17 protein-coding genes and 1 pseudogene are annotated in these 23,857 nt (G+C 35.2%); 14 read left to right on the top strand and 4 right to left on the bottom strand.

Features of this window, described 5'->3' with window-relative positions:
• Positions 1-2: 2 nt before the first annotated feature.
• A complete protein-coding gene (locus A6I66_RS05550) occupies positions 3-1,748 on the top strand; it encodes an endo-1,4-beta-xylanase (RefSeq protein WP_067146435.1) in 1,746 nt (581 codons plus the stop codon).
• Entirely contained in the window at positions 1,748-3,433 is a 1,686-nt protein-coding gene (locus A6I66_RS05545) for a sulfatase-like hydrolase/transferase (protein WP_067146433.1), read from the top strand. The genes A6I66_RS05550 and A6I66_RS05545 overlap by 1 nt, the downstream gene beginning before the upstream one ends.
• A gap of 74 nt (positions 3,434-3,507) precedes the next feature.
• Here the strand turns inward: A6I66_RS05545 and A6I66_RS05540 are convergent, their stop codons facing one another.
• Positions 3,508-4,296: a T9SS type A sorting domain-containing protein gene (locus A6I66_RS05540; RefSeq protein WP_169815709.1), complete on the bottom strand. Its 789-nt coding sequence runs from the start codon at positions 4,294-4,296 to the stop codon at positions 3,508-3,510.
• 44 nt (positions 4,297-4,340) lie between these two features.
• On the bottom strand, positions 4,341-6,941 hold the full coding sequence (locus tag A6I66_RS05535) for a hypothetical protein (protein ID WP_157614095.1): 2,601 nt from the start codon (positions 6,939-6,941) through the stop codon (positions 4,341-4,343).
• 186 nt (positions 6,942-7,127) lie between these two features.
• Between A6I66_RS05535 and A6I66_RS05530 the strand changes: the two genes are divergently transcribed.
• From A6I66_RS05530 to A6I66_RS05480, 12 genes and pseudogenes are all read left to right on the top strand, one after another.
• A complete protein-coding gene (locus A6I66_RS05530; protein WP_067146427.1) occupies positions 7,128-8,603 on the top strand; it encodes a sulfatase in 1,476 nt (491 codons plus the stop codon).
• Between the two features lie 52 nt (positions 8,604-8,655).
• Complete coding sequence (locus A6I66_RS05525) at positions 8,656-10,248, top strand: sulfatase-like hydrolase/transferase (protein WP_067146425.1); 1,593 nt, start codon at positions 8,656-8,658, stop codon at positions 10,246-10,248.
• Position 10,249: 1 nt separating this feature from the next.
• On the top strand, positions 10,250-11,500 hold the full coding sequence (locus tag A6I66_RS05520) for a purple acid phosphatase family protein (protein ID WP_067146424.1): 1,251 nt from the start codon (positions 10,250-10,252) through the stop codon (positions 11,498-11,500).
• Between the two features lie 44 nt (positions 11,501-11,544).
• The gene (locus A6I66_RS05515) at positions 11,545-13,110 is read left to right on the top strand and encodes a sulfatase family protein (protein WP_067146422.1); all 1,566 of its coding nucleotides are present in this window, start codon (positions 11,545-11,547) and stop codon (positions 13,108-13,110) included.
• Complete coding sequence (locus A6I66_RS05510; protein WP_067146420.1) at positions 13,071-13,982, top strand: alpha-L-fucosidase; 912 nt, start codon at positions 13,071-13,073, stop codon at positions 13,980-13,982. The genes A6I66_RS05515 and A6I66_RS05510 overlap by 40 nt, the downstream gene beginning before the upstream one ends.
• Positions 13,934-14,077: pseudogene (locus tag A6I66_RS17085) on the top strand (alpha-L-fucosidase); the annotation flags it as partial. The gene A6I66_RS05510 and the pseudogene A6I66_RS17085, both read left to right, overlap by 49 nt.
• The gene (locus A6I66_RS17050; protein ID WP_317047664.1) at positions 14,060-14,827 is read left to right on the top strand and encodes a discoidin domain-containing protein; all 768 of its coding nucleotides are present in this window, start codon (positions 14,060-14,062) and stop codon (positions 14,825-14,827) included. The pseudogene A6I66_RS17085 and the gene A6I66_RS17050, both read left to right, overlap by 18 nt.
• Positions 14,828-14,858: 31 nt before the next feature.
• Positions 14,859-16,286 carry a sulfatase gene (locus A6I66_RS05500; protein WP_067146416.1) on the top strand — a complete coding sequence of 476 codons (1,428 nt, stop codon included), beginning with the start codon at positions 14,859-14,861 and terminating at the stop codon, positions 16,284-16,286.
• Between the two features lie 115 nt (positions 16,287-16,401).
• Positions 16,402-17,277, top strand: coding sequence for a sugar phosphate isomerase/epimerase family protein (locus A6I66_RS05495; protein ID WP_067146414.1), 876 nt, complete (start codon positions 16,402-16,404; stop codon positions 17,275-17,277).
• Between the two features lie 168 nt (positions 17,278-17,445).
• Positions 17,446-17,790 (top strand): hypothetical protein, encoded by a 345-nt coding sequence (locus tag A6I66_RS05490; RefSeq protein WP_067146412.1) that lies wholly within the window; start codon positions 17,446-17,448, stop codon positions 17,788-17,790.
• A gap of 13 nt (positions 17,791-17,803) precedes the next feature.
• Entirely contained in the window at positions 17,804-19,225 is a 1,422-nt protein-coding gene (locus tag A6I66_RS05485) for a cellulase family glycosylhydrolase (RefSeq protein WP_084399481.1), read from the top strand.
• An 11-nt stretch (positions 19,226-19,236) separates the two neighbouring features.
• Positions 19,237-20,646: a T9SS type A sorting domain-containing protein gene (locus A6I66_RS05480; RefSeq protein WP_067146408.1), complete on the top strand. Its 1,410-nt coding sequence runs from the start codon at positions 19,237-19,239 to the stop codon at positions 20,644-20,646.
• 264 nt (positions 20,647-20,910) lie between these two features.
• Here A6I66_RS05480 and A6I66_RS05475 read toward each other — a convergent pair whose 3' ends face one another.
• Both A6I66_RS05475 and A6I66_RS05470 read right to left on the bottom strand, forming a co-directional pair.
• Entirely contained in the window at positions 20,911-22,482 is a 1,572-nt protein-coding gene (locus tag A6I66_RS05475; RefSeq protein ID WP_245683429.1) for a calcineurin-like phosphoesterase C-terminal domain-containing protein, read from the bottom strand.
• Positions 22,483-22,522: 40 nt separating this feature from the next.
• Complete coding sequence (locus tag A6I66_RS05470; protein WP_067146406.1) at positions 22,523-23,842, bottom strand: purple acid phosphatase family protein; 1,320 nt, start codon at positions 23,840-23,842, stop codon at positions 22,523-22,525.
• Positions 23,843-23,857 lie beyond the last annotated feature (15 nt).

Here is a 23,857-nt window from a genome sequence, read left to right as displayed (position 1 = left end):
CTATGAAAAATATTCTAAACCTCATCATATTAATCATTGGCTTTAGCGCTTTAGCTCAAAATAATCCTAAAGGACAGGATTTAATTATAGCCGAACGCTTAAAATTTATTTCAGCAAATCCAGACTATGGCAAAGTTGAAAAAATGAACGTTGGAACCGATAGCTTAGAGCTTCTTTTTAAAACCGAAAAAGAGCCCAAGTTTATACACAATTTATCATCCAACTTTCACATAACAAAAAGTGATTATAAAAAAGGGCGTGTTTTTCTTTTATCTTTTCAAGCGAAAACGGTGACCTCAAGTTTAGAAACTGGTGAAGCAAAAGCGCTATTTATCTTCAAACAACTCGATAATTATCAAGGTAATATTGCTTCTACACAAACGTTTTCTAGCAATTGGCAAACCTACTACATCCCTTTTGAAACGAACCGATACGTTAAGAAAGAAGATTTAGGCATTGTGATGCAATTCGGATTTAGAGAACAATCCTTTCTTCTTAAGAATTTGAAATTTGAAAGTTTCCCAGAAGGTACCGCTTTTGAAGATTTACCAAAAACAGAAATCACTTATGCAGGTATGGAAGCCGATGCTCAATGGCGTACAGAAGCTAACAAACGTATTGAAGCCATTAGAACAGGCCAATTTCAATTACACTTAACAAAAAACGGAACAGTAGTACCAAATAAAAAAATACACATTAAATTAATAAAACACAGTTTTCCTTTTGGTGCAGCACTTAATGCCAAAGATGTTGTTGAAGACAATTCAAAATATAAAAACTTTAAAAAAGCCTTCAATCTTGCGGTTTTTGAAAACGATTTAAAAATTAAAAGTTGGGAAAAGCCTAAATCCAGACAAGCAACTTTAGATGCGATTACGCAATTAAGAAGCGACGCTATTCATGTTAAAGGTCATGTTTTAATTTGGCCAGGATTTCGTTATTTAACCCCTAAAATTAAGGAAAACAAAGACGACCCTGAAAAAGTAAAAAGTTTAATGCACGAACATGTAACCAATGTTTTAACCCTTACAAAAGGGCAAATTTCTAACTGGGATGTAGTTAACGAAGCTTACACCAACAAAGATTTACAAACCATAACCGGCTCGGAAGATATTTTATACGAAGGTTTTAAAAGTGCAAAAGCTTTACAACCTCAAGCCCGACGTTTTACAAACGAATACGGCATTATTAGTAAAGGTGGATTAGACACCCAAAAGCAACAATGGTATTACGATTTTATAAAACGTATAGACGAAAATACCAACGGTTTAGTACAAGGCATTGGTATTCAAAGTCATATTGGTAGCGACCTCACACCACCAGAACGCGTTTTAGAAATTTTAGCCTTTTATGCAACACTAGGAAAACAAATTAGTATTTCTGAGTTTACCATGGACATTCAAGAGCCTAAAATTAGAGAACAATACACCCGTGATTTTATGATTGCTGCCTTTTCGCACCCGAACGTCTCTGAATTTTTGTTTTGGGGTTATACCGAAAACGCCAAGAAAAAAGTAGATATCTTTAAAGAAAACGGAGACATTGGTGCTATGGGTAAAGCCTATTTCTCTTTAGTTGATGGCGCCTGGAAAACCGATTTAAATGCGGTAACCGATGCCAATGGAAACCTAAAGGCAAAAGGTTTTTATGGCGAATATGAATATGCGTTTGTTGAAAATGGTAAAGTGGTAACCGGAACATTTTTAGTGCAACCAAGACATCAAAACTTTATAAAAATTGAACTGTAATGAAACCTATTTTATTTTCACTTTTAGTTATTTTAAATCTTTCCTGCAAAGTAGAACAGGACAAAAAAACACCTAAAATTGCTAAACAACAACCTAATATCCTTTGGATTGTTTGTGAAGACATTAGCCCTACCCTCTCGTTCTACGGCGATAACACGGCCAAAACGCCTCATCTAGACGCTTTATCTAAAGAAAGTTTGATTTACGATAATGCTTATGCTGTTGTTGGTGTTTGTGCACCAAGCCGATCTGCCATTGTAACAGGTATGTATCCTACAACTTTGGGTACCATGCACATGCGCACAGGAAAAGATATTCAATCTTGGGGAAATAGAAATTATAAAAAAGAAACTAATGTTGTCGATTTAGAAGGCAAATCGGTTATTGAATATGCCGCAGTGATCCCAGAATACGTTAAATGTTTCCCAGAATATTTACGTGAAGTGGGATATTTTACGAGCAATCATCAAAAAACAGATTATCAATTTGCAGCGCCTGTAACGGTTTGGAATCAAAATAACGCACAAGCACATTGGAGAAATCGTGCCAATGGCCAACCCTTTTTCTCAGTATTTAATTTTGATATAACCCACGAAAGTAAAATCTGGAAGAACAGCAAATTACCCATGACTGTTAATCCAGACAGCGTACCTCTACCCTCTTATTACCAAGATACCAAAACTTCTAGAACCGATGTGGCTCGTAATTATAGCAATATTGAATTGTTAGACGAACAGGTTGGGAAATTAATTGCTCAGCTTAAAAAAGATGGACTTTACGATAACACCATCATATTTTTCTACAGCGATCATGGTGGACCATTACCAAGACAAAAACGTGACATACACAAAAGTGGATTACACGTACCTTTTATGGTAAAAGATTTAAAAGGCACTAAAGGCCGTACCGATCGTTTGGTTTCCTTTGTAGATTTAGCGCCTACTATTTTAAGTTTGGCTGGTGCCGAAATTCCAGATTACCTCCAAGGCAAAGCTTTTATGGGAGAAAAAGATAGCCAACCACGAGATTATGTTTTTGGAACCTCCGATCGTTTTGATGAAATAACCGATCGTTCGCGTGCGGTATACGACAAACAATACCTTTATGTGATTAATGATTTTCCTGAAAAATTGTGGTATAAAGATATTTCATACCGCTTGCAAGTCCCTATGATGAAAGAAATGATTCAGCTTCGTGATGAAAACAAATTAAACGCTGTACAAAGCACATGGTTTCAACCGAAACAAGATGAAGAATTATTCGATATAAAAAACGACCCAAACAGGTTACATAATTTAGCCGATAACCCAAAATTTGCTGATGTTAAAAATCGCATGCGAACGGCTTTACTAAAGTTTCGTGACTCCCATACCGATTTAGGCATGTTGCCTGAAAGTCAATTAATAAATAAGATGTGGCCTAATTTTGAGCAGCCTGTAACTCAATCTGTCATGTTGAGCGCAGTCGAAACATCTCAAGGAAAAACAGTTACGCTTTCAACTAAAACAAAAGGTGCTTCAATAGCCTATATTATTTCAGATACATCTGAAGAAAAACTCGATTTTAATAGCCCTTGGCAAGTGTATTCAAAACCAATAAACGTAAAACAAGGCCAATACATTTACACCATGGCACAACGTATTGGCTATAAAGAAACTGAAATTTCAAAAACCAAAATAGAGTAATTCTACATAATTAAGTCGCAGTTTACCGTTATCAAAAACAACCATGTAAACTGCGACTAATTTTTAAATGCGTTTTACTCTTTAACGATTTTAAGTAAAGCGTTTAAATTATTATCGCCAGTAATCTTCACAAAATATAAACCTGCAGCCCCATTGAATTGTAGCTGGGTATGGGTTAGATTATCAAAGTGATTTAACAACACGGTTTGTCCCAATAAATTATAAATACTAATATTTACATTATTGTAATTCTTATTTAACTTAATATTTAAAAGGCCTTCCGTTGGATTTGGATATACTTTTATTAAGTTTTCGTAAACATCATTGCTTAAAGTTCCTGTGTAGGTACGTCCAACCACTTCAATTTCTGCGAATTTAAGTTTGATATTACTTGGGTGCGACGACTGAATACGCATATATCGTCCAATAGCATTCAAATTATTTTGAGAAAACTTACGGGTTGGTATCGCATTTTTATCGTACTGATAATCGGCTTCCGACTTAGACCCTGCATAAGTTGTGCTTGTAAATGGTGTATCTGAAATAAATACAGAGAAGTTTTTAAAATGATTTGAAACGGTTTCAATATCGGAACCGTTAAGTTCTACGGTGTTCCAAATATCGAAATAACTAATCTGCTTAATTTCTCCGAAATCTAAATCGTAGTAAGGTTCACTTTCTTCATTAGTTTGAGAAAAACTCCCCACTGGCACTAAACCTCTTTGGTAATATTGCGCATTTATGCGTCCGTTAATATTACCATCTACAGCCTTTTCTGCTTCTAATGTAATGGTAGCTGTTGGGAGTGTGCCATCGGTATAACTTAAATTACTTCGTGTAGAACTTTGTGAAACAGTTGCCAAACGACTAATCATTTGGTCTTTTGGTTCTAGAGCAGCCGCAGTTTCTACTTTAGCATTTGCAAAGACGCCAGATGTTGGCGCATTTTAATTTTCACGCGAACTGGAAATTCTGTATACTTAAAAGTGCGTCGGTTGGGCAAACTTTCTTTAAGTATAAAATACAGTTGATTATTATCGTTTTCATCTTTATAAACACCATTTGCAGCCAGATATTCTTCAAATTTAGCATGAGAAGCAAATTGATAGATACGTTTAGGATACCCATAGCGTAAAGTTCCTTGAGCCCAAGCTTGTTGAATCCCCATATCATAACTTCCAAAATCATCGGTAATAACACCATCAACTTCAAAACGCAAGGCATTCTCTCCTGTTTCAGCATAATCAACTTCTAAGGTAGAATCGTCAATAATGGTGAATGTTGTTGGTCTAGAAACAATATCAGTATCACTTAAATGAATGGCATTATCGGTATGCTCTGTATAATTAAAAGTACCATTAACACTCGGGTTATCAACTTCCAAATCGTAAAGTTCATCAACATTAATCGTTTCTAAATTCACAAAAACCCAGGGTGTAAATCCGTTATTTCTAGTTTTAGGTCCTTGAGAATCGCTCAATACCGTTTTAGACACTTTAATACCATGCTTTAAATCCACCATCTTTATATTTTCAAAAGTTTGGTTGTGTGAGTGTTTCCACATATCGACACCTAAAGTTTTACTAGAGTTATCGCCAGAAATAAAAACATTTTTAAAGCTATAATCGGCTTGATAGGTAATAGATAGACCCGTTTTTATACCCCAGGCTACAAATCCGTCAAAAACAGAGCGCGACTCATGGTTAACCCCCATATCGCGTTCAATAGAACGTAATCCCATATTAGAATCTATCACCAAGGTATTTTCCATAATTAAGGCGGCTTCAACAGGCATAACCCCATCGCCTTCCTTACTATAACCGTTTATGCTTAGCGGAAAATTATCAACCTCGTGCCCCACTCGAGTAGTAGCCAATGCTTGTGCATCTAAGCGGTCCAGGTTATTAATGGAGTTATTCATATTAATAACCCCTACGCCCTGTTTTACATTGGCAATCACGTTATTTCTACATAGTACAGCACGACCTTTCATGGCTAAACCTTGCCCTGAAAACAAATAATCATCGTGATATAATGACGCCGTATAAGGGTCTGTTTTATGGCCTTCGGCAACATTAACAACCAAATTATTGTCCCAAGTTCCGGTTTCGCTTCCGGTTTCTGAAACAATACCAGCGCCTATAATTTTATAAACGACATTTTTAGAAACGTCGGCATGAGAATCGTGATGTGTAATACCCCAACCCGGATTATCCCAAACCACATTTCCTATAACCTCTGCCATGCTTGCGTTATACGCAGCGCCTAATTTATGTAAATGAATAGAATAGCGTCCTCTAGGATTTGTAACTTCATTGATTGGTACGGGGCGCATTTCTGCACATTCTTGACCTAATGCCGATATTTTTGAAACAAAAACTTTAGGATCTAGCCAATTGTTCCAAATAAAATCGTCTAATAATTTTGATTTATCTGTACGTCCTAATCTTAAAAATTGGGCGTTTTTAATTTGGACATTATCAGCGTTATGCATGGCCATAATATGACCACGTTGCGATACCACTTGAGTTGACGGCGATTTAAATACAATATTACGTGTTAGGTTGCCCACATAACAATGCAATTGATCGGCCGATCTACCTTGATGGTTTTTAGAAAGATTTGAAGTTAATGAAATGGTTGTCCCTGAAATATTCTGAATTTTCACTTGATCCTCACCATTGTTTGAAGCTATAGCATTTCCCCCACTGGTAATAATAATATCATCGTTAATTTTCCAACCTGTAGGTATTTCAGAAAGCTCAATACTGCTTTGTCCCGAAGTAGCATCGGTTGCGAGTTTAGCCATATTTAGTTTTTCTTGTCCGATAATTTCTAATTGCCCCATAGTTACCAATCCCAAACTTAATTGCGTAGGATCCCAACTATAACGGCCTAATACACCTGCACCATCGTTAATAACCGTACCCGCAGATTCAATAATTTGAAAATCTCCATTATTAGCTTGTTCTATAGTATTGTATCTGTCGTCACCTTGTCCCGATCTGTTTTTAAAAGTAACGACATTATTATCTTTAAAATGATTTTTTGCCGATGCAGACCAATTGTTTGTTCCAGATTTATAAGCTTCGATATCGAAAGGGGCAATTTCGACTATAATTTTTCCGTCTGAAGCCTTATTTGCCAAGAATGTAACATAAGACGAGTGCATGGAAAAGAAAGTATCAAATTTCAACCTGGTAGTTTGATTGGCATTGGTTTGTTTGCAATTAAAAACCCCATCAACACGAATTGCAAAAATGTGGTCACCGGAAGAACCTTCATAATTAACCGTGATATTTTTGGGAATGTAAACGATCGCTCCTGTTGAAGGAATTGTTCCTGTATTCCAAGTATTGGTATCAAACCAAGAGCCAGTTTGTTTCGCGGTATGCGTTGCGAGATTAGATGGAAATGCATGCATCATATCCATTTGCGCATTAATCTGTGTAATACATAAAATACACAATGTAAAAAACAAAAAATGTTTGTAGTAAAAATGTTTCATAGGTATAGTTTAGTTATGCTCGTAAAATTATCTTTAAAACAAACAAAGGAGGTTTGCTTTTTAACCTAAAAGGTTTCATTTAAGTCTATTTCGCTATTTTTTTGACAATTATTGGTGCATTATTGTTTAATCTCAAACCTCTGTTTTAGTCTATAGTTCTAATTTTATAATTCCAAATAAGAGCCTATGGTCTTTAGATTCATTCTAAAATTAATTTGTGTTTTGAGCTTCACATGTCTAATAACATGTAAAAATCAAAACCAAAAAAACAACGTACAAAAACCCAATATACTTTTGCTTTACATGGACGATCTGCGTCCGGAATTAGGTAGTTATGGTCTTGCACAAATAAAATCACCAAATATCGATGCCTTAGCTTCAAAAGGCGTTCAATTTAATAACGCTTATTGCAATGTTCCTGTTTGTGGCGCTTCAAGAGCCAGTATGCTTACGGGCATGTTACCCACAAAAAACAGATTTTTAAACTACAATACTTTTGTAGAGCAGGAAACGCCAAATGCAGTGACGCTTTCTCAGTTATTTAAAATTAATGGCTATAAAACCATTTCTAACGGAAAAATCTATCACCATTTAGATGATAGAGAATCCGATTGGGACGAACTTTGGCGCCCTTATGCTTTTGATGAAAATGATAAAAACTTAGCGCCAACCGATTATTGGCAATCCCTTTGGAAAGATTACCAAAATCCAGATAATATAATAGAATACAAAGCCACAAATACAGGCCCTGCTTTTGAAAGTGCCAACGTAGCAGACTCGATTTATATTGATGGTTTGGTCACTCAAAAAGTGATTCGTGATTTAAAAAAGCTAAAAAACACGAACCAACCCTTCTTTTTAACCGCTGGATTTATTAGTCCGCATTTACCATTTAACGCGCCAAAAAAATATTGGGATTTATACGATAGAAACAGCATAAAACAACCCGAAAACTTCAATTATATTCCTAAAGATGCTCCAAAAATGAGCATTAGTACTTGGCCAGAAATGCGCGCTTATTCAAATATTCCTAAAAAAGGTCAGGTTTCAGATTCGCTAGCCGTAACTTTAATTCACGGTTATTATGCCACAGTAAGTTATGTTGATGCGCTTATTGGAAGCATTTTAGATGAATTAAAAGCTCAAGATTTGGATAAAAACACCATTGTAGTTTTGGTTTCCGATCACGGTTATAATTTGCAAGAACACACGCAATGGGCAAAATTCACGAATTACAACACCTCCACACAAGTGCCTTTAATTATCTATAATCCGTTACAAAATAAAAAAGGGCACACTAATGCTTTAGTGGAGTTGGTAGACATCTACCCTACTTTAGCCGAATTATGTGAATTAGAACACCCTAAAAACCAATTGGACGGGACAAGCTTGGTTTCTGTTTTTAATGATTTGTCTTCGGAAGGTAAACCCCATGTTTTCATCAAAAAAGGAAATGGGTTTACTTTAAAAACGAAAGACTTTAGTTATACCGAATTTATAAAAGCAGAAGACAACGCAACCATAACATCGATGCTATACGACCATAGAACCGATAAATCTGAAAACGAAAATGTAGTCAATCATCCAGACTATAAAAACGTGGTTTCACAACTAAAAAACATCCTTCATACGGCATATAAACAGCAAATTGAAGGCGAATAATACGAACTAAATAATGTACCATATTGCCATATAACCTAATACAATCTCAAAAATGAAAAAAATTGCCATCTTATTAATTCTAGTATTGCTGGTTTTTAAAACCACAACCGCTCAAAATACAGACCCTAATAAACCCAATGTTTTATTGATTTGTGTAGACGATTTACGAAATAACTTAGGCGTATATGGCGATATCCAAGCCATTACACCAAATATTGATGCCTTGGCAGAACACGGCGTAACGTTTAGAAATCATCAAGTACAGTATGCCGTTTGCGGTCCTTCGCGTGCGGCTTTAACAACCAGTTTAATGCCTGAAGAAACGGGCGTTATTGGTTTTAAACCCATCAGACAAAAACTGCCTAACGTGACTTTCTTACCTCAATATTTTAAAAATAATGGGTACACAACAGCTGCTGCAGGAAAAATTCACGACCCAAGAACGGTTGGTAATGGTAAAAATGGCGATGGCGACGACCCTGCTTCATGGAGCATTCCGTATTTGGCTCCAAGAGGCGGCCACAACCCTAAAGGTGTTGCTATAGATTTTCAAGATTTACCCGATGAAGATTATGTAGATGGTATTATTCGCGTAAAGGGCAACGAATTATTGGAAGAAGTTGCTAAAAAAGACCAACCTTTTTTTATGGCTATCGGGTTTAAAAAACCACACGAACCTTTTATCGCACCAAAGAAATATTGGGATTTATACGCGAATACAAAATTTGAGGTTGCAGCCAATCAGAAAGCACCTATTGGTCGCGACGATTTAAAAACTTATGTACCGCATGGTGAAGATGTGAAGCAAAATATAGATCCAGAAACAGGACGTATTAATGAAGCCTTTCAATTGGAACTTAAAAGAGGGTATTACGCTTGTACATCGTATGTAGATGCACAAATTGGATTGGTTGTAGAAAAACTGAAAGCATTAGGAGTAGCTAACAATACCATTATTGTAATTTGGGGCGATCATGGTTTATTTTTAGGTGAACATGGCCGTTGGAACAAACACTCGAATTTAGAAGTGGCTTCGTCTTCCCCATTAATTATTATCGATCCTAGAAACCCTAAAGCAAAAGGTGAAACTTTTTCGGCAGTATCTACCACCGATATTTACCCAACACTTTGCGAATTGGCAGGGTTACCAATTCCAGAACAACCAAAAAATGCCAGTAGTACAACAGGTAGACCTCTTAAAGGACGCAGCTTAGTGCCTATTTTAAACGATACCAATGCCGAAGTTAAAATTGGAGCTGTTACCGTTTATAAAGGGCAGCGTGGTTTAGGTTACGGCTATCGTGTAAACGGGAAATACCGCTACATCGAATGGGTAAAAAAGGGTAAAGAAAATTTTTATGAGCTGTATGATTATGAAAGAGACCCCAACGAAACTAGAAATTTAGCGGTGGTTGAACATGAAATTTACGAGCCTTTACTACATAAATTCTCAAGAAATATTAGAAATGAAGGCGAAGGTGATGGATGTATGGCTTTGCTAAAAACGAAACCTTATGAAATGTCTTCGAAAAACAAAGGCAAGATTTTAGTTCGTGATGCCGATAACGATGGCATTCCAGACGACATGGAAGGCGCTGGTGACTCAGATAACGATGGGATTCCTAACTATTTAGATAAAAATTAAAATGAAACGCATTGCGCTAATTCTTGTTATTTTACTTAGTTTTTCAGCATGTAAATCTGCAAAAGAATCTCAACCGGAACTTGTAGACCTTAAGGCGGAACCTGTTTTAATTCGTCAGCCCTATTTGCAAATGGTTAGACCAAACACGGTAACCATTACTTGGAAAACCAATGCCGTTACAGGACACTGTAAAGTTGTTTATAACGACCTTAACAGCTTAGAACAGGACGAAGTAGCAGGAAAAATGGTGCTGCATGAAGGTGATAAATTCAACGAGGTGGTTATTAAAAACCTAAAACCACAAACAGCGTACAACTATGCCATTTATTCCAATGGTTATTTATTAGCCAGTGGTAAAGATTATTTTTTTACTACGGCACCAGATAACAAAAACACGGCTTTTAGTTTTTATGCCTTGGGAGATATTGGTGCCAAAGAAAAACAAAGTTTTGCCATAGAACCTGCAACCCGCATTACAGAACTAGGCATTAAACCCGATTTTGGCTTAGGTTTAGGGGATATTGTTTACCCAAAAGGCGAAAGTAAAAATTACGACAACCACTTATTTAAACCCTTTGAAAAGGTTTTTAAAAACACCCCGTTTTACCCAGTTGCAGGAAACCACGATTGGCTGTCGGATCCTGAAAAAAACTTTGAAAAAGAATGGGCCTTGCCTGATAACGAACATTACTACGGTTTTTCGTATGCAAATGCCTATTTTATTGGTTTAGATTCCAGAAATGGAGGTTTTTTCGAACTCGAAAAACAAACCAAATGGTTAAATAAAGAATTAAAAAAAGTACAAGGTAAATACGATTGGATTATAGTGTTTTTACATCACAATGGTAAAACCTGTACCTATAAAGAGAATTATCATCATGTTGAAAACCTCTACCCTATTTTTGCCAATTCTAATGTCGATTTGGTTTTAAACGGACACGCACATACTTACGAACGCTTAAAACCTTATGATGCCTTTGGAAACGTTGATAGATCTGTTACAAACCAGTCTGAATATAAAAATTTAGAAAACCGTTTTATATCCATAACCTTAGGTGCTGGTGGAAAACTAAACAAAAAATGGTTTCCAGACCCGTTTAATTTAGAGCACTGTAAAGATGGCTCTATAGTAGCTCATGCTGAACACGTTGGAAGTTTTGGATTATTCGAAATTAATGGAAAGTCTTTAGTTTTTAAAGCTTATAATTCTTTTACAGGTACCGTGTTTGATAGTTTTACCATTAAAAAATAACTATTAATAAAAATAATACCATTCAAAAAAACTAATTACTACTCATGACTAAGACATTTTTTCTCATGGTATGCTTGCTTAGCTTTTCGCTTTTAAACGCACAAACCCAGCAGCCAAATATCGTCTATATTTTAGCAGACGACATGGGTATTGGCGATGTTTCTGGTTTAAACCCTGAAGCAAAAGTAAACACGCCTAATATCGATTTATTGATAGATAACGGCATTAGTTTTACTGATGCACATACCACATCATCGGTATGTACGCCTTCTCGATATAGCATTATGACTGGCGAATACGCTTGGAGAACTCGATTAAAATCTAGAGTATTGGATGGCTATTCTAAAGCAATGATCGAGGACACAAAAGATACAGCGCCTAAACTATTACAACGAAATGGTTATGAAACTGCTATGATTGGAAAGTGGCACTTGGGCTGGAATTGGGTTATTGAAGATGAGGCTAGCCTTGAAATGAATCCGAAAAACCCATATCAGTTTAATGAAGATATCAGCAAAAAAGTAGATTACAGTAAACCCTTTACAGGAGGCCCAACAGATTGCGGTTTTGATTATTTCTTCGGATTAAATGCCTCGTTAGATTTTCCGCCTTATGTATATTCAGAAAATAATAAACTCATAGCTCTCCCAACAGAAACCATGAAACCCGATGGAAAGGATAAAGATTTTCCTGGTGGCCGAAAAAATGATTTAGTTGGTGGACAAAAATTAAAACGTAAAGGAGATAAAGCTCCAGGTTTTAAAGCCGAACAGGTCATGTTAGATTTAACCAATAAATCGGTAGCATACATAAATAATCACAAAAAAGACAAACCATTTTTTTTATACATTCCCTTAACTGCTCCCCATACCCCTGTTTACCCAAGAGATGAATTTTTGGGCACAAGCAAAGCTGGAATTTATGGCGATTTTATTCAGGAATTAGATTGGACGGTAGGTCAAATTGTTTCGGCTATAAAAGCTAATGGTATAGAAAACAATACCATCATTATTTTTACAGCAGATAATGGCGCATCAAAATCTTCTTTCCCCGTTGAATTTGAATCTAAATACCAACATAAACCAAGTAAAAATTTACGAGGCAGAAAAGCCACGTTACATCAAGGCGGACATACAGTTCCCTTTATTGTGCAGTGGAAAAACGTAGTGCAACCCAATTCAAAAAATAATACAACAATCTCCTTAGGCGATTTATATGCCACCTGCGCCGATATTTTGAAAGTAAAAACAGATCCTAATCAAGGTGTAGACAGTTACAGCATTTTATCATTGTTGAAGGGCAAGAATGACTATAGTCGAGAAGCCTCGGTGTATAGTAATTTTGCAGGTCGATTTTCCATTAGAAAAGGCGATTGGAAAATGGATTTAAATCCTAAAAAAGGAAATAGTTATTTGTTCAATATTGCAAAAGATCCTTCAGAAAAAAATAATTTATTTTATGATAACGCTTACGCGGATAAAACACAAGAACTCACATCAACTTTAAACAACATCATTTTTAACGGAAGAAGCACCGAAGGAGAAAACTTAGAAAATGAAGGTCCAAAAACATGGAAAGCCCTGTTTTGGTTGAAAAACAAACACAACTAAGCATGATAATAAAAAGAAACTGTTTACTAGCCATTGCTATAGTATTTGCAACGCACACCAATCTATTTGCTCAAAAAGATGAAATTCAGTCTTATAAAGTAGACAAAAACGTAAAAGTTGAAAAAGCCAGTCCGGAAGCCGTAGAACGTTTTAAAGACAAACGTTTTGGGATGTTTATTCATTGGGGACCTATAAGTCAGCTAGGCAAACAACTCAGTCATTCTCGAAACAGTAAAAGTCATAAACCAGGAGGGAAACCATATAAAATAGCAGATATCGAACCCGAAGTTTACGATGTGCAATACAAAACCTTTAATCCTACAAAGTACGATCCAGACTATATTGTAGATTTAGCCAAACGTGCTGGGATGAAATACCTCGTATTTACGGCAAAACATCACGCTGGGTTTTCCATGTTCGATTCTAAAGTAACAGATTACGATATCATGAATACCCCTTATGGGAAAGATATTTTAAAAGAATTAGAACAAGCCTGTAGAAAACAAAATTTCGATTTCGGATTTTATTATTCGCCTCGAGATTGGTATAATCCTGATTGCGATTCCAAAGATCATCATGATAGATATATTACTTTCTACAAGGCTCAAATGGAAGAGTTATTAAACAATTATGGTAAAATAAATGAAATTTGGTTTGATGGTTTGGGTCCTGGCGATTGGAAAAATACTTCTGCAGAAGTCATGACAAGAATTCGTGAATTACAGCCCGATGCTATGGTAAATGACCGCGGTGGTGTTGGTGCCGATTTCACACGCCCGAACATACGGTTAGTCAGTTTAACAACCAACAACTTTGGGAGGCTTGCCATACCACAACAAGCCAGTGGGGATACAACCCAGACACAAACGTAAAAAGCCTTAAACAATTGATGCAGATTCTGCTTTACACTTGGGGAGCCGATGGCAATATGTTATTAAATATTGGTCCAATGGGCGATGGTGCTTTAAATCCTGAAGAAGTAAAACGTTTGGAGCAAATTGCCGATTGGTGGGCAGTTAATGGCGAAAAAAGTATTGCAGGAAGCCGGGGTGGCCCCTACTTCCCAAGTAATTGGGGTGTTTCAACGCGAAAAGGCAATAAAGTATTTTTGCATGTTTTCAATTGGCAAAAAAACGGCACATTAACCTTGCCTAATTTCCCTAATAAAACAATTAAATCGGTTTCATTATTAAATGGGAAGAAGATTGAATTATCTCAAAATACTGAAAATTACACGTTAACTATTCCAAAGCAATCTTTAGAAAGAATAGTAACGACTGTAGCCATTGAATTGAATGCCAGTGCCATGGACATGACACCAATGTACTCTATAAAAACCTTAACACAACAAGCGACTTTAACGGCTTCACAAAACCAAGAAGCAACAAAAAATGTTATAGATGGTAACCCAACAACGGTTTGGCATGCGTCTACTAAAAAAAATAAAGACATTTGGATTCAAGCCAATTTTGAAAAACCCGTAACTATTGAAAGTTTTGTTGCTGGTCGTGGTGAAGAATGGGTGACGAAAAACAACCCTGAATTACAGATTCCCGATGGTAATGGTGGATGGAAAACGATTTATAAATGGAAACCTAAATTCGAGCCATTAAAGTACTTAAAAACTCCTGTTACAACCGATAAAATCCGTTTGAAAGTTAAAAACACGAAAGATTATTATTTGGCCGAATTTGAATTATACGCACCATTGAAGTAAAATGTCCTCAAAATCATAAACCGTTTTTAAGATGAATAGAATAATTTTTTTAGTGTCTCTTTTAGCTTTCAGTTTTTGTAATGCTCAGAAACCGAATGCCAAATCCGATAAGAAACAACCCAATATCGTTTTTATTTTGGCTGATGATTTAGGAGTAAATGCTCTAAACTGTTACGGAAATACATTAGTTGAGTCGCCCAATATTGATAAACTATATGCCGAAGGTTTGCATTTTACAAATGGCTATTCCAACGACCCGACTTGTGCGCCGTCGAGAGCATCCATCATGTCTGGACACTATGTACCAAGACATAAAGTATACCGTGTGGCAGATCGCTATAAAACAGATAAAAAAACATTGCAAGCCATGCGCTTTCTTCCTCCCGAAATTAACAGAGTAAAAGGTACGGGTGCCGGATTATCTTTAGATGAAATTACTATTGCAGAAGCATTAAAAAATAACCATTACGCAACAGCAGCTTATGGCAAATGGCATTTAGGAAAAGGCGCGTTACAAATTCAAAATCAAGGGTTTGATGAAGGTTACGAAATTACAGGACATTATAATTTTAAGACGTTTCCTGAGCAAAACCAGTTGGATAACACGCAATATTCAGCCGATGTAATAACTGAAAAAACCATCAATTTTATTAAAAAAGCGCAATCAGAAAACAAAGCATTTTTTGCTTATGTGCCGTATTATTTGGTGCATAAACCTTTAGAGCCAAAAGCTGAATATCTCAAACATTTCAAACAAAAACTAAAAGGAAACAAAGACGTTGGCCCAGATGAAATCAAGGTTTTAGCCATGATAAAAAGTCTAGATGATAGCCTTGGTCAATTATTAAAAACCTTAGAAGATTTAGGTTTAGAAGACGACACCATCATTGTTTTTACTAGCGATAATGGGCATTACAAAACGGAAAGTAATATTTTTAATCAGCCATATCGAGGCGTTAAAGGTCAGACTTTAGAAGGCGGCATTCGTGTGCCATATATTTTCAAATGGAAAAATAAAATAAAAGGAGGTTCTACTTCCGAAGCACCAATAATTCATGTGGATCTTTATCCAACACTTTTAGGTTTAACTCAATCACCAAAACCAGAAAACTACGTTTTAGATGGTGAAGACTTATCGCAAATTTTATTAGGTAAAGCTTCAAAAACCAATCGTGATGCACTTATTTGGGAGTACACCAATTACGCACGGTATAACGAAAAAACAAAAACTTTTGCCAGCGCATGGGTGAATGTGATTCAAATGGATGGTTATAAAATGACTGAAGCTGTAGAAACGTCGACCTATACCCTATTCAATTTAAATTCGGATCCTTATGAAACCAGAGAGGTTTCTAAAGAAAATCCGCAAGTTATTTCAAAATTAAAAAAACGTTTAGAGCTTTGGAAAACAGAAACAGGTTATGAATCGCCAAAACCAAACCCTGATTTTAAATACTAAACAAACCTTTCATTATGTGATGTTTGACGATAATTACTACTAATCAAACAATTATTAAACCTTATTACCAGTGCTTAACTTTAGATTTGAAATAACTGAAACAAACTAAGCTTACATGAAAAAAACGCTGTATTTAATCGTTTTAATTATTAGTTTTTGGAGTTGCAAAACTTCTAAACAGGAAAGCACAAAGCGTTATCCTTTTGAAAAAAGCAACCTTGTCCCTTGGTCTATTGTAGGTTTCGATGTAAAAGAAAGAAGTCCAAAAGCCCGTATCGACATGCTGAAACATTTAGGATTCGAGCGTTATGGCTACGGAAATAGGCCAAAACACATACCAACCATGCAGGAAGAATGGGAACTTGCTCAAGCCGAAAACGTAAAAATTGATGCGGTTTGGCTGTATTTAAACTTGGACAAAGACCAACCAAATGCATTACGAGACCAAAATGAAGCTGTTTTTAAAAACTTAAAAGCAGTTGGATTAAAAACCCAAATCTGGATAGGATTCGATCCCAAACATTTTGAAAATTTATCGGATGCTGAAGCTTTAGATGATGCTGTAAGCATGGTATCCTATTTATCTAATCGTGCAACAAAATTAGGCTGTAAAATTGCCCTTTACAATCATGGTGGTTGGGCTGGACAAACCGAAAATCAATTAAAAATTATTAAAGCACTTCCTAACGAAAATTTGGGTGTGGTTTTTAATTTTCATCATGCCCATCACGATATAGAAAACTACTCTAAACATATAAAATTGTTAATGCCCTATTTATGGTGTGTTAATTTAAATGGCATGAAAAAAGACGGTCCGAAAATTATAACTATTGGTGATGGTGATCTTGAAAAAGACATGATTCAACAATTATTGGATTTAAATTACAAAGGCCCTTTTGGAATTTTAGGCCATGTAAAAGGTGGCGATCCTGAAGTGATTTTACAAGAAAATGTAGATGGATTATGGCAATTGTTTCCTCAAAACAACTAAATTTTTTAGTTCATTATTTAACAAAGTAGCCATTAGCCCCCCCGTAAAAATCCTCATATTCGTCAATAAACATAGGGTTTTCACGATTTTCAAACCTTTTCAGACTCTAATCAAACCTCATTAAAGGTCTAGTTATATAATTTTACAGAACAAACAAATCACATCATTATGAAAAAAATAATATTTGCAGCCCTCCTATTCATAGGACTTGCTCTTTCAGGCTTCGCACAATCGGAAAAGCTTATTGAAAAAGCAAACCAAAAAGTTGAAGAACTAAATACTGATATAATTACCGGAGATAAAACACAAGCATTATCGGAAGCTCAAAAATCAGAAATTCAAAAATTATATATCGAAAGAACTCAAGCTATAAGAAAAGCAAAAAAAGCAGGTGCCGATGATACGGAGACCAAAGCAATCATAAAAAATTATAATCAGAAAGTATTTAAAGAAGTGCTTACTAAAGAGCAAATAAAAGCACGAAAAAAAGGTAAAGAACAGGAGGAGAATTAATAGCTATTTGTACATGAAACACTATTCAATGTTTATTATCGCATTTGTAATTTATGCCTTAGGCTATGCTCAAATTACGCCTCAAACTATGGTTGGGAATATGGGGAGAGGTATAAACATTGGTAATGTTTTAAGTGCTCCTAAAGAAGGAAATTGGGCGCTAGCTTTAACTGATACGTATTTAAAAGACGTTGCTAGTGCCGGATTTACTTCAGTTCGAATCCCGATAGATTTCTTTGGAGATAGAACTTCTGGTAATACATCGGTTTATTCAAAAGCTGAAAACACTTCTGCTTCGTATACGGGCACACCTTCAGATTATGTTGTAAATCCAGCTTATTTAGACCGTATTGAAGAGGTAATTACCTGGGCTTTAAATGAAAACTTAATTGTTGTTTTAGATTTTCATGGCAATACCTTAAAAGATGAGTTTCTTCATACGTTTAGTACAAAAAGTAAAGATGCCCCTTACTATACCCACCCAACTTCGGCAAAAAGAGCAGCAGATAATGAGAAATTCAGAACTATTTGGTTATCAATCGCTAACAGATTTAAAGATTATTCCTTAAATTTAATATTTGAGGTCGTAAACGAGCCATATTTTAGTCTGAGTGCTAATGACATGGACATCTTAAATGAAGATATAATAAACATTATTAGATCTACTGGCGGCAAGAACACTTACCGAAATATTATTATTACCGGGGGAGGCAAAAATTCATTTGAAGCACCACTACAAATTAGTGATCAGGTTTTGAATATGGACAACTATTTAATAGCAACCTTTCATTATTATTGGCCACGAGATTTCACAGCTTCCGCTAGTGAAAATCATAATGATTATGATTGGGGTACCCCTACTGATAAAACTGAAATAGACAAAAATTTCGGAGCCGTTCAAACTTGGTCTGCAGACAAAAACATCCCTATTTATTTAGGTGAATTTGGCGCAGATAATGAAGGTGGATTCAATTATAACAAAAACACTTATGGTGCTTTTGGAGGACCTGAAGAAGCTTCTCGTATTTTGTATCATGAATATTTAGCTGAAAAAGCCATCGATTTAGGGTTTTCGTTTACAGCCTGGGATGCCGGACACAAATCGGGAAAGACCATTTATATAGCGCCAACACGAACTTGGGCCAAAGGTATAAAAGAAGCCTTACTTGGAAATACTTTAAGTAATAATGAGAGTAATAAATCGGAATTAATAAAAGTGTTTCCGAATCCTTCAAGGGACCATATCAACATTAAAAGTAATCAAACTATAGATAACGTAGAGCTTTATAACCTTCATGGCAGCATGATTTATAAAAATAACTCTAAAGATATAACCCAACTACATTGGCCAGCAATAGCCAATGGCACCTATATTTTAATAGCCAAATTAACCAATGGCGCACATTATAATACTAAAATATTAATATTAAACTAAATTCGATAATCATGAAAAAAATTACATTTTTACTATTAGCAATTTTGCCAATACTCGCATTTGGGCAATTTGATCAACTAATTACTAATCACACGTTTGATGCCGACGTATCTGGATGGAACTCTAACGGCACTCATTCTTGGGATGCAACAGAAGGTTTCACAACACCAGGAAGTGGTAAGTTTGAGGCTGCTGCAGGTAATAACTTTAGATCCTCTCCTAATACACCATTAGATTATGCAGGTGATTATACCGTTACTTTTAGAGTTAAAGGTACAACCGGTACAACTATTAAAGCACAATTTTTTGGTTGCTGTGGTAATCCATCTGGACCTGAAGTTAATATGACAGGAGATTGGATTGAATACACACACACTTTTACAGCTCTAGAAACTGGAAATAATTCAAACTTAAGAATCATTGCTGTAACTTCTGGAACATTTTATATTGATGATGCTTATTTTACTTTTAACCTTCCAGCTGGAAGTACATTATTAACTACTAATGTAAGTGGATCTGGTACCGTTGTAAAAAGTCCAGACCAATCTTACTATACTTCAACTGATAATGTTTCATTAACACCACAACCAACAACACACTGGCAATTTAACAATTGGAGTGGAGACCTTACTGGTTCTGCAAATCCAGGAAGTATTTTAATGGATGCCAATAAAACAGTAACAGCCAATTTTATAATTAATCCTAGTTTTGACTACAACTTTACTTTTAATACAGATAACGATTTAGAAGGTTGGACAACAGATGCACAATTAAACCTTGCATCTCATACTGGTGGTGAAGTTACATTAGTGCCTACAGCAGATCAATGGGCTAGATTTAACTTATTCGATTTCCCAATCCCAGCCGCTTCTTACAATAAATTAACAATAGTTTTAAAAAATGAATCTACAGGTGATGATGAAATAACTGCAATTGCCATTAATGGAACTGACACTCAAGTTGCAATTCCTCAAACAATGACAACTAGTGATTCAGGGTTCCAAACTTATACATTTAACATGACTGAATTATCTAACTGGAACGGTGATGTAAATTCAATAAGAATTAGATTTACTGCTTCAAGTAAAGCTGGTACAGCTACAGAAGGAAGGTCTTCTGGAACTGGTAACATCATCATAAACTCTGTTGCTTTTGAATTTGATTCATCTTTAAGTACAAATGATTTTGATTCTAATTCTATCGCCATCTATCCAAACCCTGCAACTTCTCAAATTACAATTAATGGTGTTCAAAAAATTTCAGAAGTTCGCATTTTTGATGTCATGGGTAAACAAGTATTAAAAACAAATACCTTAAGCAATAATCAGCTTAATATAAACCAATTAAATTCGGGTGTTTACCTTGTTCGCATTCAAGATGTAAATAATTTTATTACTGTAAAAAGAATTATAAAAAAGTAGGAACTTAAAAAATAACCTTTAAGTCTACTTAAATCATATTGATTAAAAAAAGTAGGTTGTTGACTAACTCTAATTTGCGGTTATGTAGCCTTCCCTAAAAAGGGATAGGCTACAACTTCAGTTATTATTCGGTCATACATGAAAGAAAAAAGACTTCACATTTCTATGAAGCCTAATCCCGAGCAATAAAAAATATAAAAACCGAATTATACTTAATTTACTATATATTTTAATCCTATTTAAATTTTATCAATTCAAATAAATCTAGAAACCATGTTTTTTTACCTTAGAATCTGGCACCATCTTAAAACTCTTTTCTTCAAAAAAAGTCCTACCCAGCCAATCAGTTGCTTTAACTTGTAAAGTATGATCTCCAAGGCTATAATAAGAGGGCATACTATCACTCCATATATGAGAAGATGGTAATGGAGTAGAATTACGAGTTCCCCACGGAAGCTCTTCTGCATGATCCCATTCATATTCAACATCTAGTAAATACTTATCAAATCGTGAAGTTAATTTAAGTTTTACCCAATCACCATTATCTACCCTATACTCTACATTATCCCATGGTGAACCTTGAAAAAAATTCACTACTATTTCTCCACGATATTTCTCCACCATAGGGACTATTTTAGGAATATGTATACTCATTTTTAAATCATTATCTCCAGAAGGAACATAATCATAGTCATAGGTATTTCCTTTAATATTTAAAAAAGCATATCCCTTTGGTGTACCATCTCTCATAATAGATGAAGGTGTACCGTAGCTATCTTTAGCTCCTTTATAGACAGAGCCAGATGTTGCGCCTGGATTGTAATGATGATGGTATCCTGAATTTGGCCATCCTTCTTCTTTCGTGAAAAAATGATGATTTTGAGAATGCGTATGTCCCGAAAGAGAAATAGTGTACTGAAACCCCTTTAATAAATCAAATAATTTTTGCACATCTAATTCTTGAAATTGATCTGGACCCGGTTCAAATTCAAAAATGGGAATATGAAAACCTAGAATAATCAGTTTATCCTTATCTACATGTTTAAGATCATTCTCTATAAACCTCAAGATATCATCTCTAAACCCTCCTAAATAACCTTTACCATCTCTAGGATCGGGATACAGGACATCATCTAACATAATAAAATGAGCATCGGCATAATTAAACGCATAATTGGTTGGTCCAAAATAATACTCAAAAGTTTCATCACTAAGTTTATCGATTTGCTCCCCATTCAAATCGTGATTACCTAAAACATTATACCAAGGAACTCCTATTTTTCCTATTATACTAATATAATCTCCCAGTACCTCTTTTATTCCTAAATCACCAAGACTTATACCTAAAACAGCTTTATCTGTGTCTAACAATTCTGACACTATAGCCTTATCAAAATAAGTTAAATCTAAAGCGCTATCGGGTTGAGGGTCTCCAAATAGAATTACTGAAAAATCTGAGTTTTCCTCATTTGAATATAATGGAAAATTAACCCTTTTGGGTAAATCGCCAGTCGGTTTCACGCCAACATACTTATTTTTAGGAGATCCGTTAGGCTTATGAATATAGTAAAATTCTGGCTGGTTATTTTCATTAACCGGTACAGCGTAATTTGAAGGTTTTATTACAGATACAATCATATCATCGGTGGCAGGCAATAAATAATAACCTTTTTCATCTGTTAAAACCACTTCAACTCCATTAGTCACCCCAACCCCAGGTATTCCTTTTTCCTTACTCTCCCTTATTTTATTATTATTTTCATCGTTAAAAACATAGCCTTTTACATGATTTTGAGAGTAAACATAGTAACTAAAAAAAACAGATACTACTAACATGAAAGTTAATTTTGTCATATATTTTATATTAAAACATTGGTTATTTTCGAGTATAACTTCCATTAGGAAATTTATTTTCTGGTGAATTATCAGATGATATATACTCTATAATTTGATTAAATTTTCCTTTTCTTTTTATTAAATCAAAAGAGTCGTATAGCTCATCAACTGCAGTATATGTTCTAAATTTCAATGTATTATCATCTATAGTTATTATTTGATACATTTGAGAATTTACGGCTGCTCTATCCATCCATCTCTTTTCTTCTAGGATGCCATACATTTTAGGCCCAGCTACAGATACAACGTAAACAGGACCTGTTTCTCCATCCTTTAGATTTGAAGACTTCATTTGATTATTTGACCTACAATACATGTGGTCATGTCCTGTTAGTATTAAATCCGTTTTGTATTTTTCAAAAATGGGTAACCACTCCTTTCTTAGTTCAGGATAGTCTCCCCACCTACCATCTCTAGCACTAAATACGCCATGATGAAAAGAAACAACAGTCCATTTTTTTTTATTGTGCTTCAAAACAGACTCTAGCCAACTCGCTTGTTTTTTGAGTTCTTTTTCAGAACGCAGCGCAATTAAACTATTCAAAACGATTACTCGCATATTTGGATAATCTAGATAATAAACACTCTCTTCTAATCCTTTAGGTCCATTGTTTGGTAATTCAAACTGAGGCTGCCAAAATACTGAAAGTGATTTTTCAACTTGAGAATCCTTCAATTTCTCATATTCATGATTCCCTACAACAGGTAAAATAGGTGTAGTTTGAGCAACACGCCCTAGTGCATAAAACCATTCTTCCCATTGTCCATTACTCTGTCCATCATCTACACAATCGCCAGCGAACAACATGAATTTAGCATACGGAGCCTTATTATGTGCTGCCCAAATGGTTCTTGTACCCCATGAAGAAATATCATTTTGAATATCACCTAAATAAATAAAAGAATATGGCTTTTCATTATTCGATACTGTTCTAAATTGATTCCATGAACTCCAGATTCCATCCTTACTACCAACCCTATAACGATACATTGCACCTGACTTAAGTTTTGAAAAATTTACCGAGTGGTAATAGTACGTATCTCCTTCTTTGTCTATTATCTTTTCAGAAAATGCAGACACATTTTGTTCTAAAATACTGTCATAAGGAGCGGCTTTTGCTAAAGCTATTTGGGCAATGGGTTCCTCAACTGCATCTTGAGTTCTCCAAGTGACACTTTGAGAAATTTCAGGATTATTTTTATTTGTTAAAATAATATGTTCTGGTTTATCTAACTGTGAGAAACCATTAAATGATAACATGAACATTAACCCTCTAAAGATTATTTTTTTTAAATCCATATCAAATTTTTAAAT

Source organism: Pseudotamlana agarivorans, assembly GCF_001642835.1.
GTDB lineage: Bacteria > Bacteroidota > Bacteroidia > Flavobacteriales > Flavobacteriaceae > Pseudotamlana > Pseudotamlana agarivorans.
This window is presented reverse-complemented; position numbering and strand designations above follow the sequence as displayed.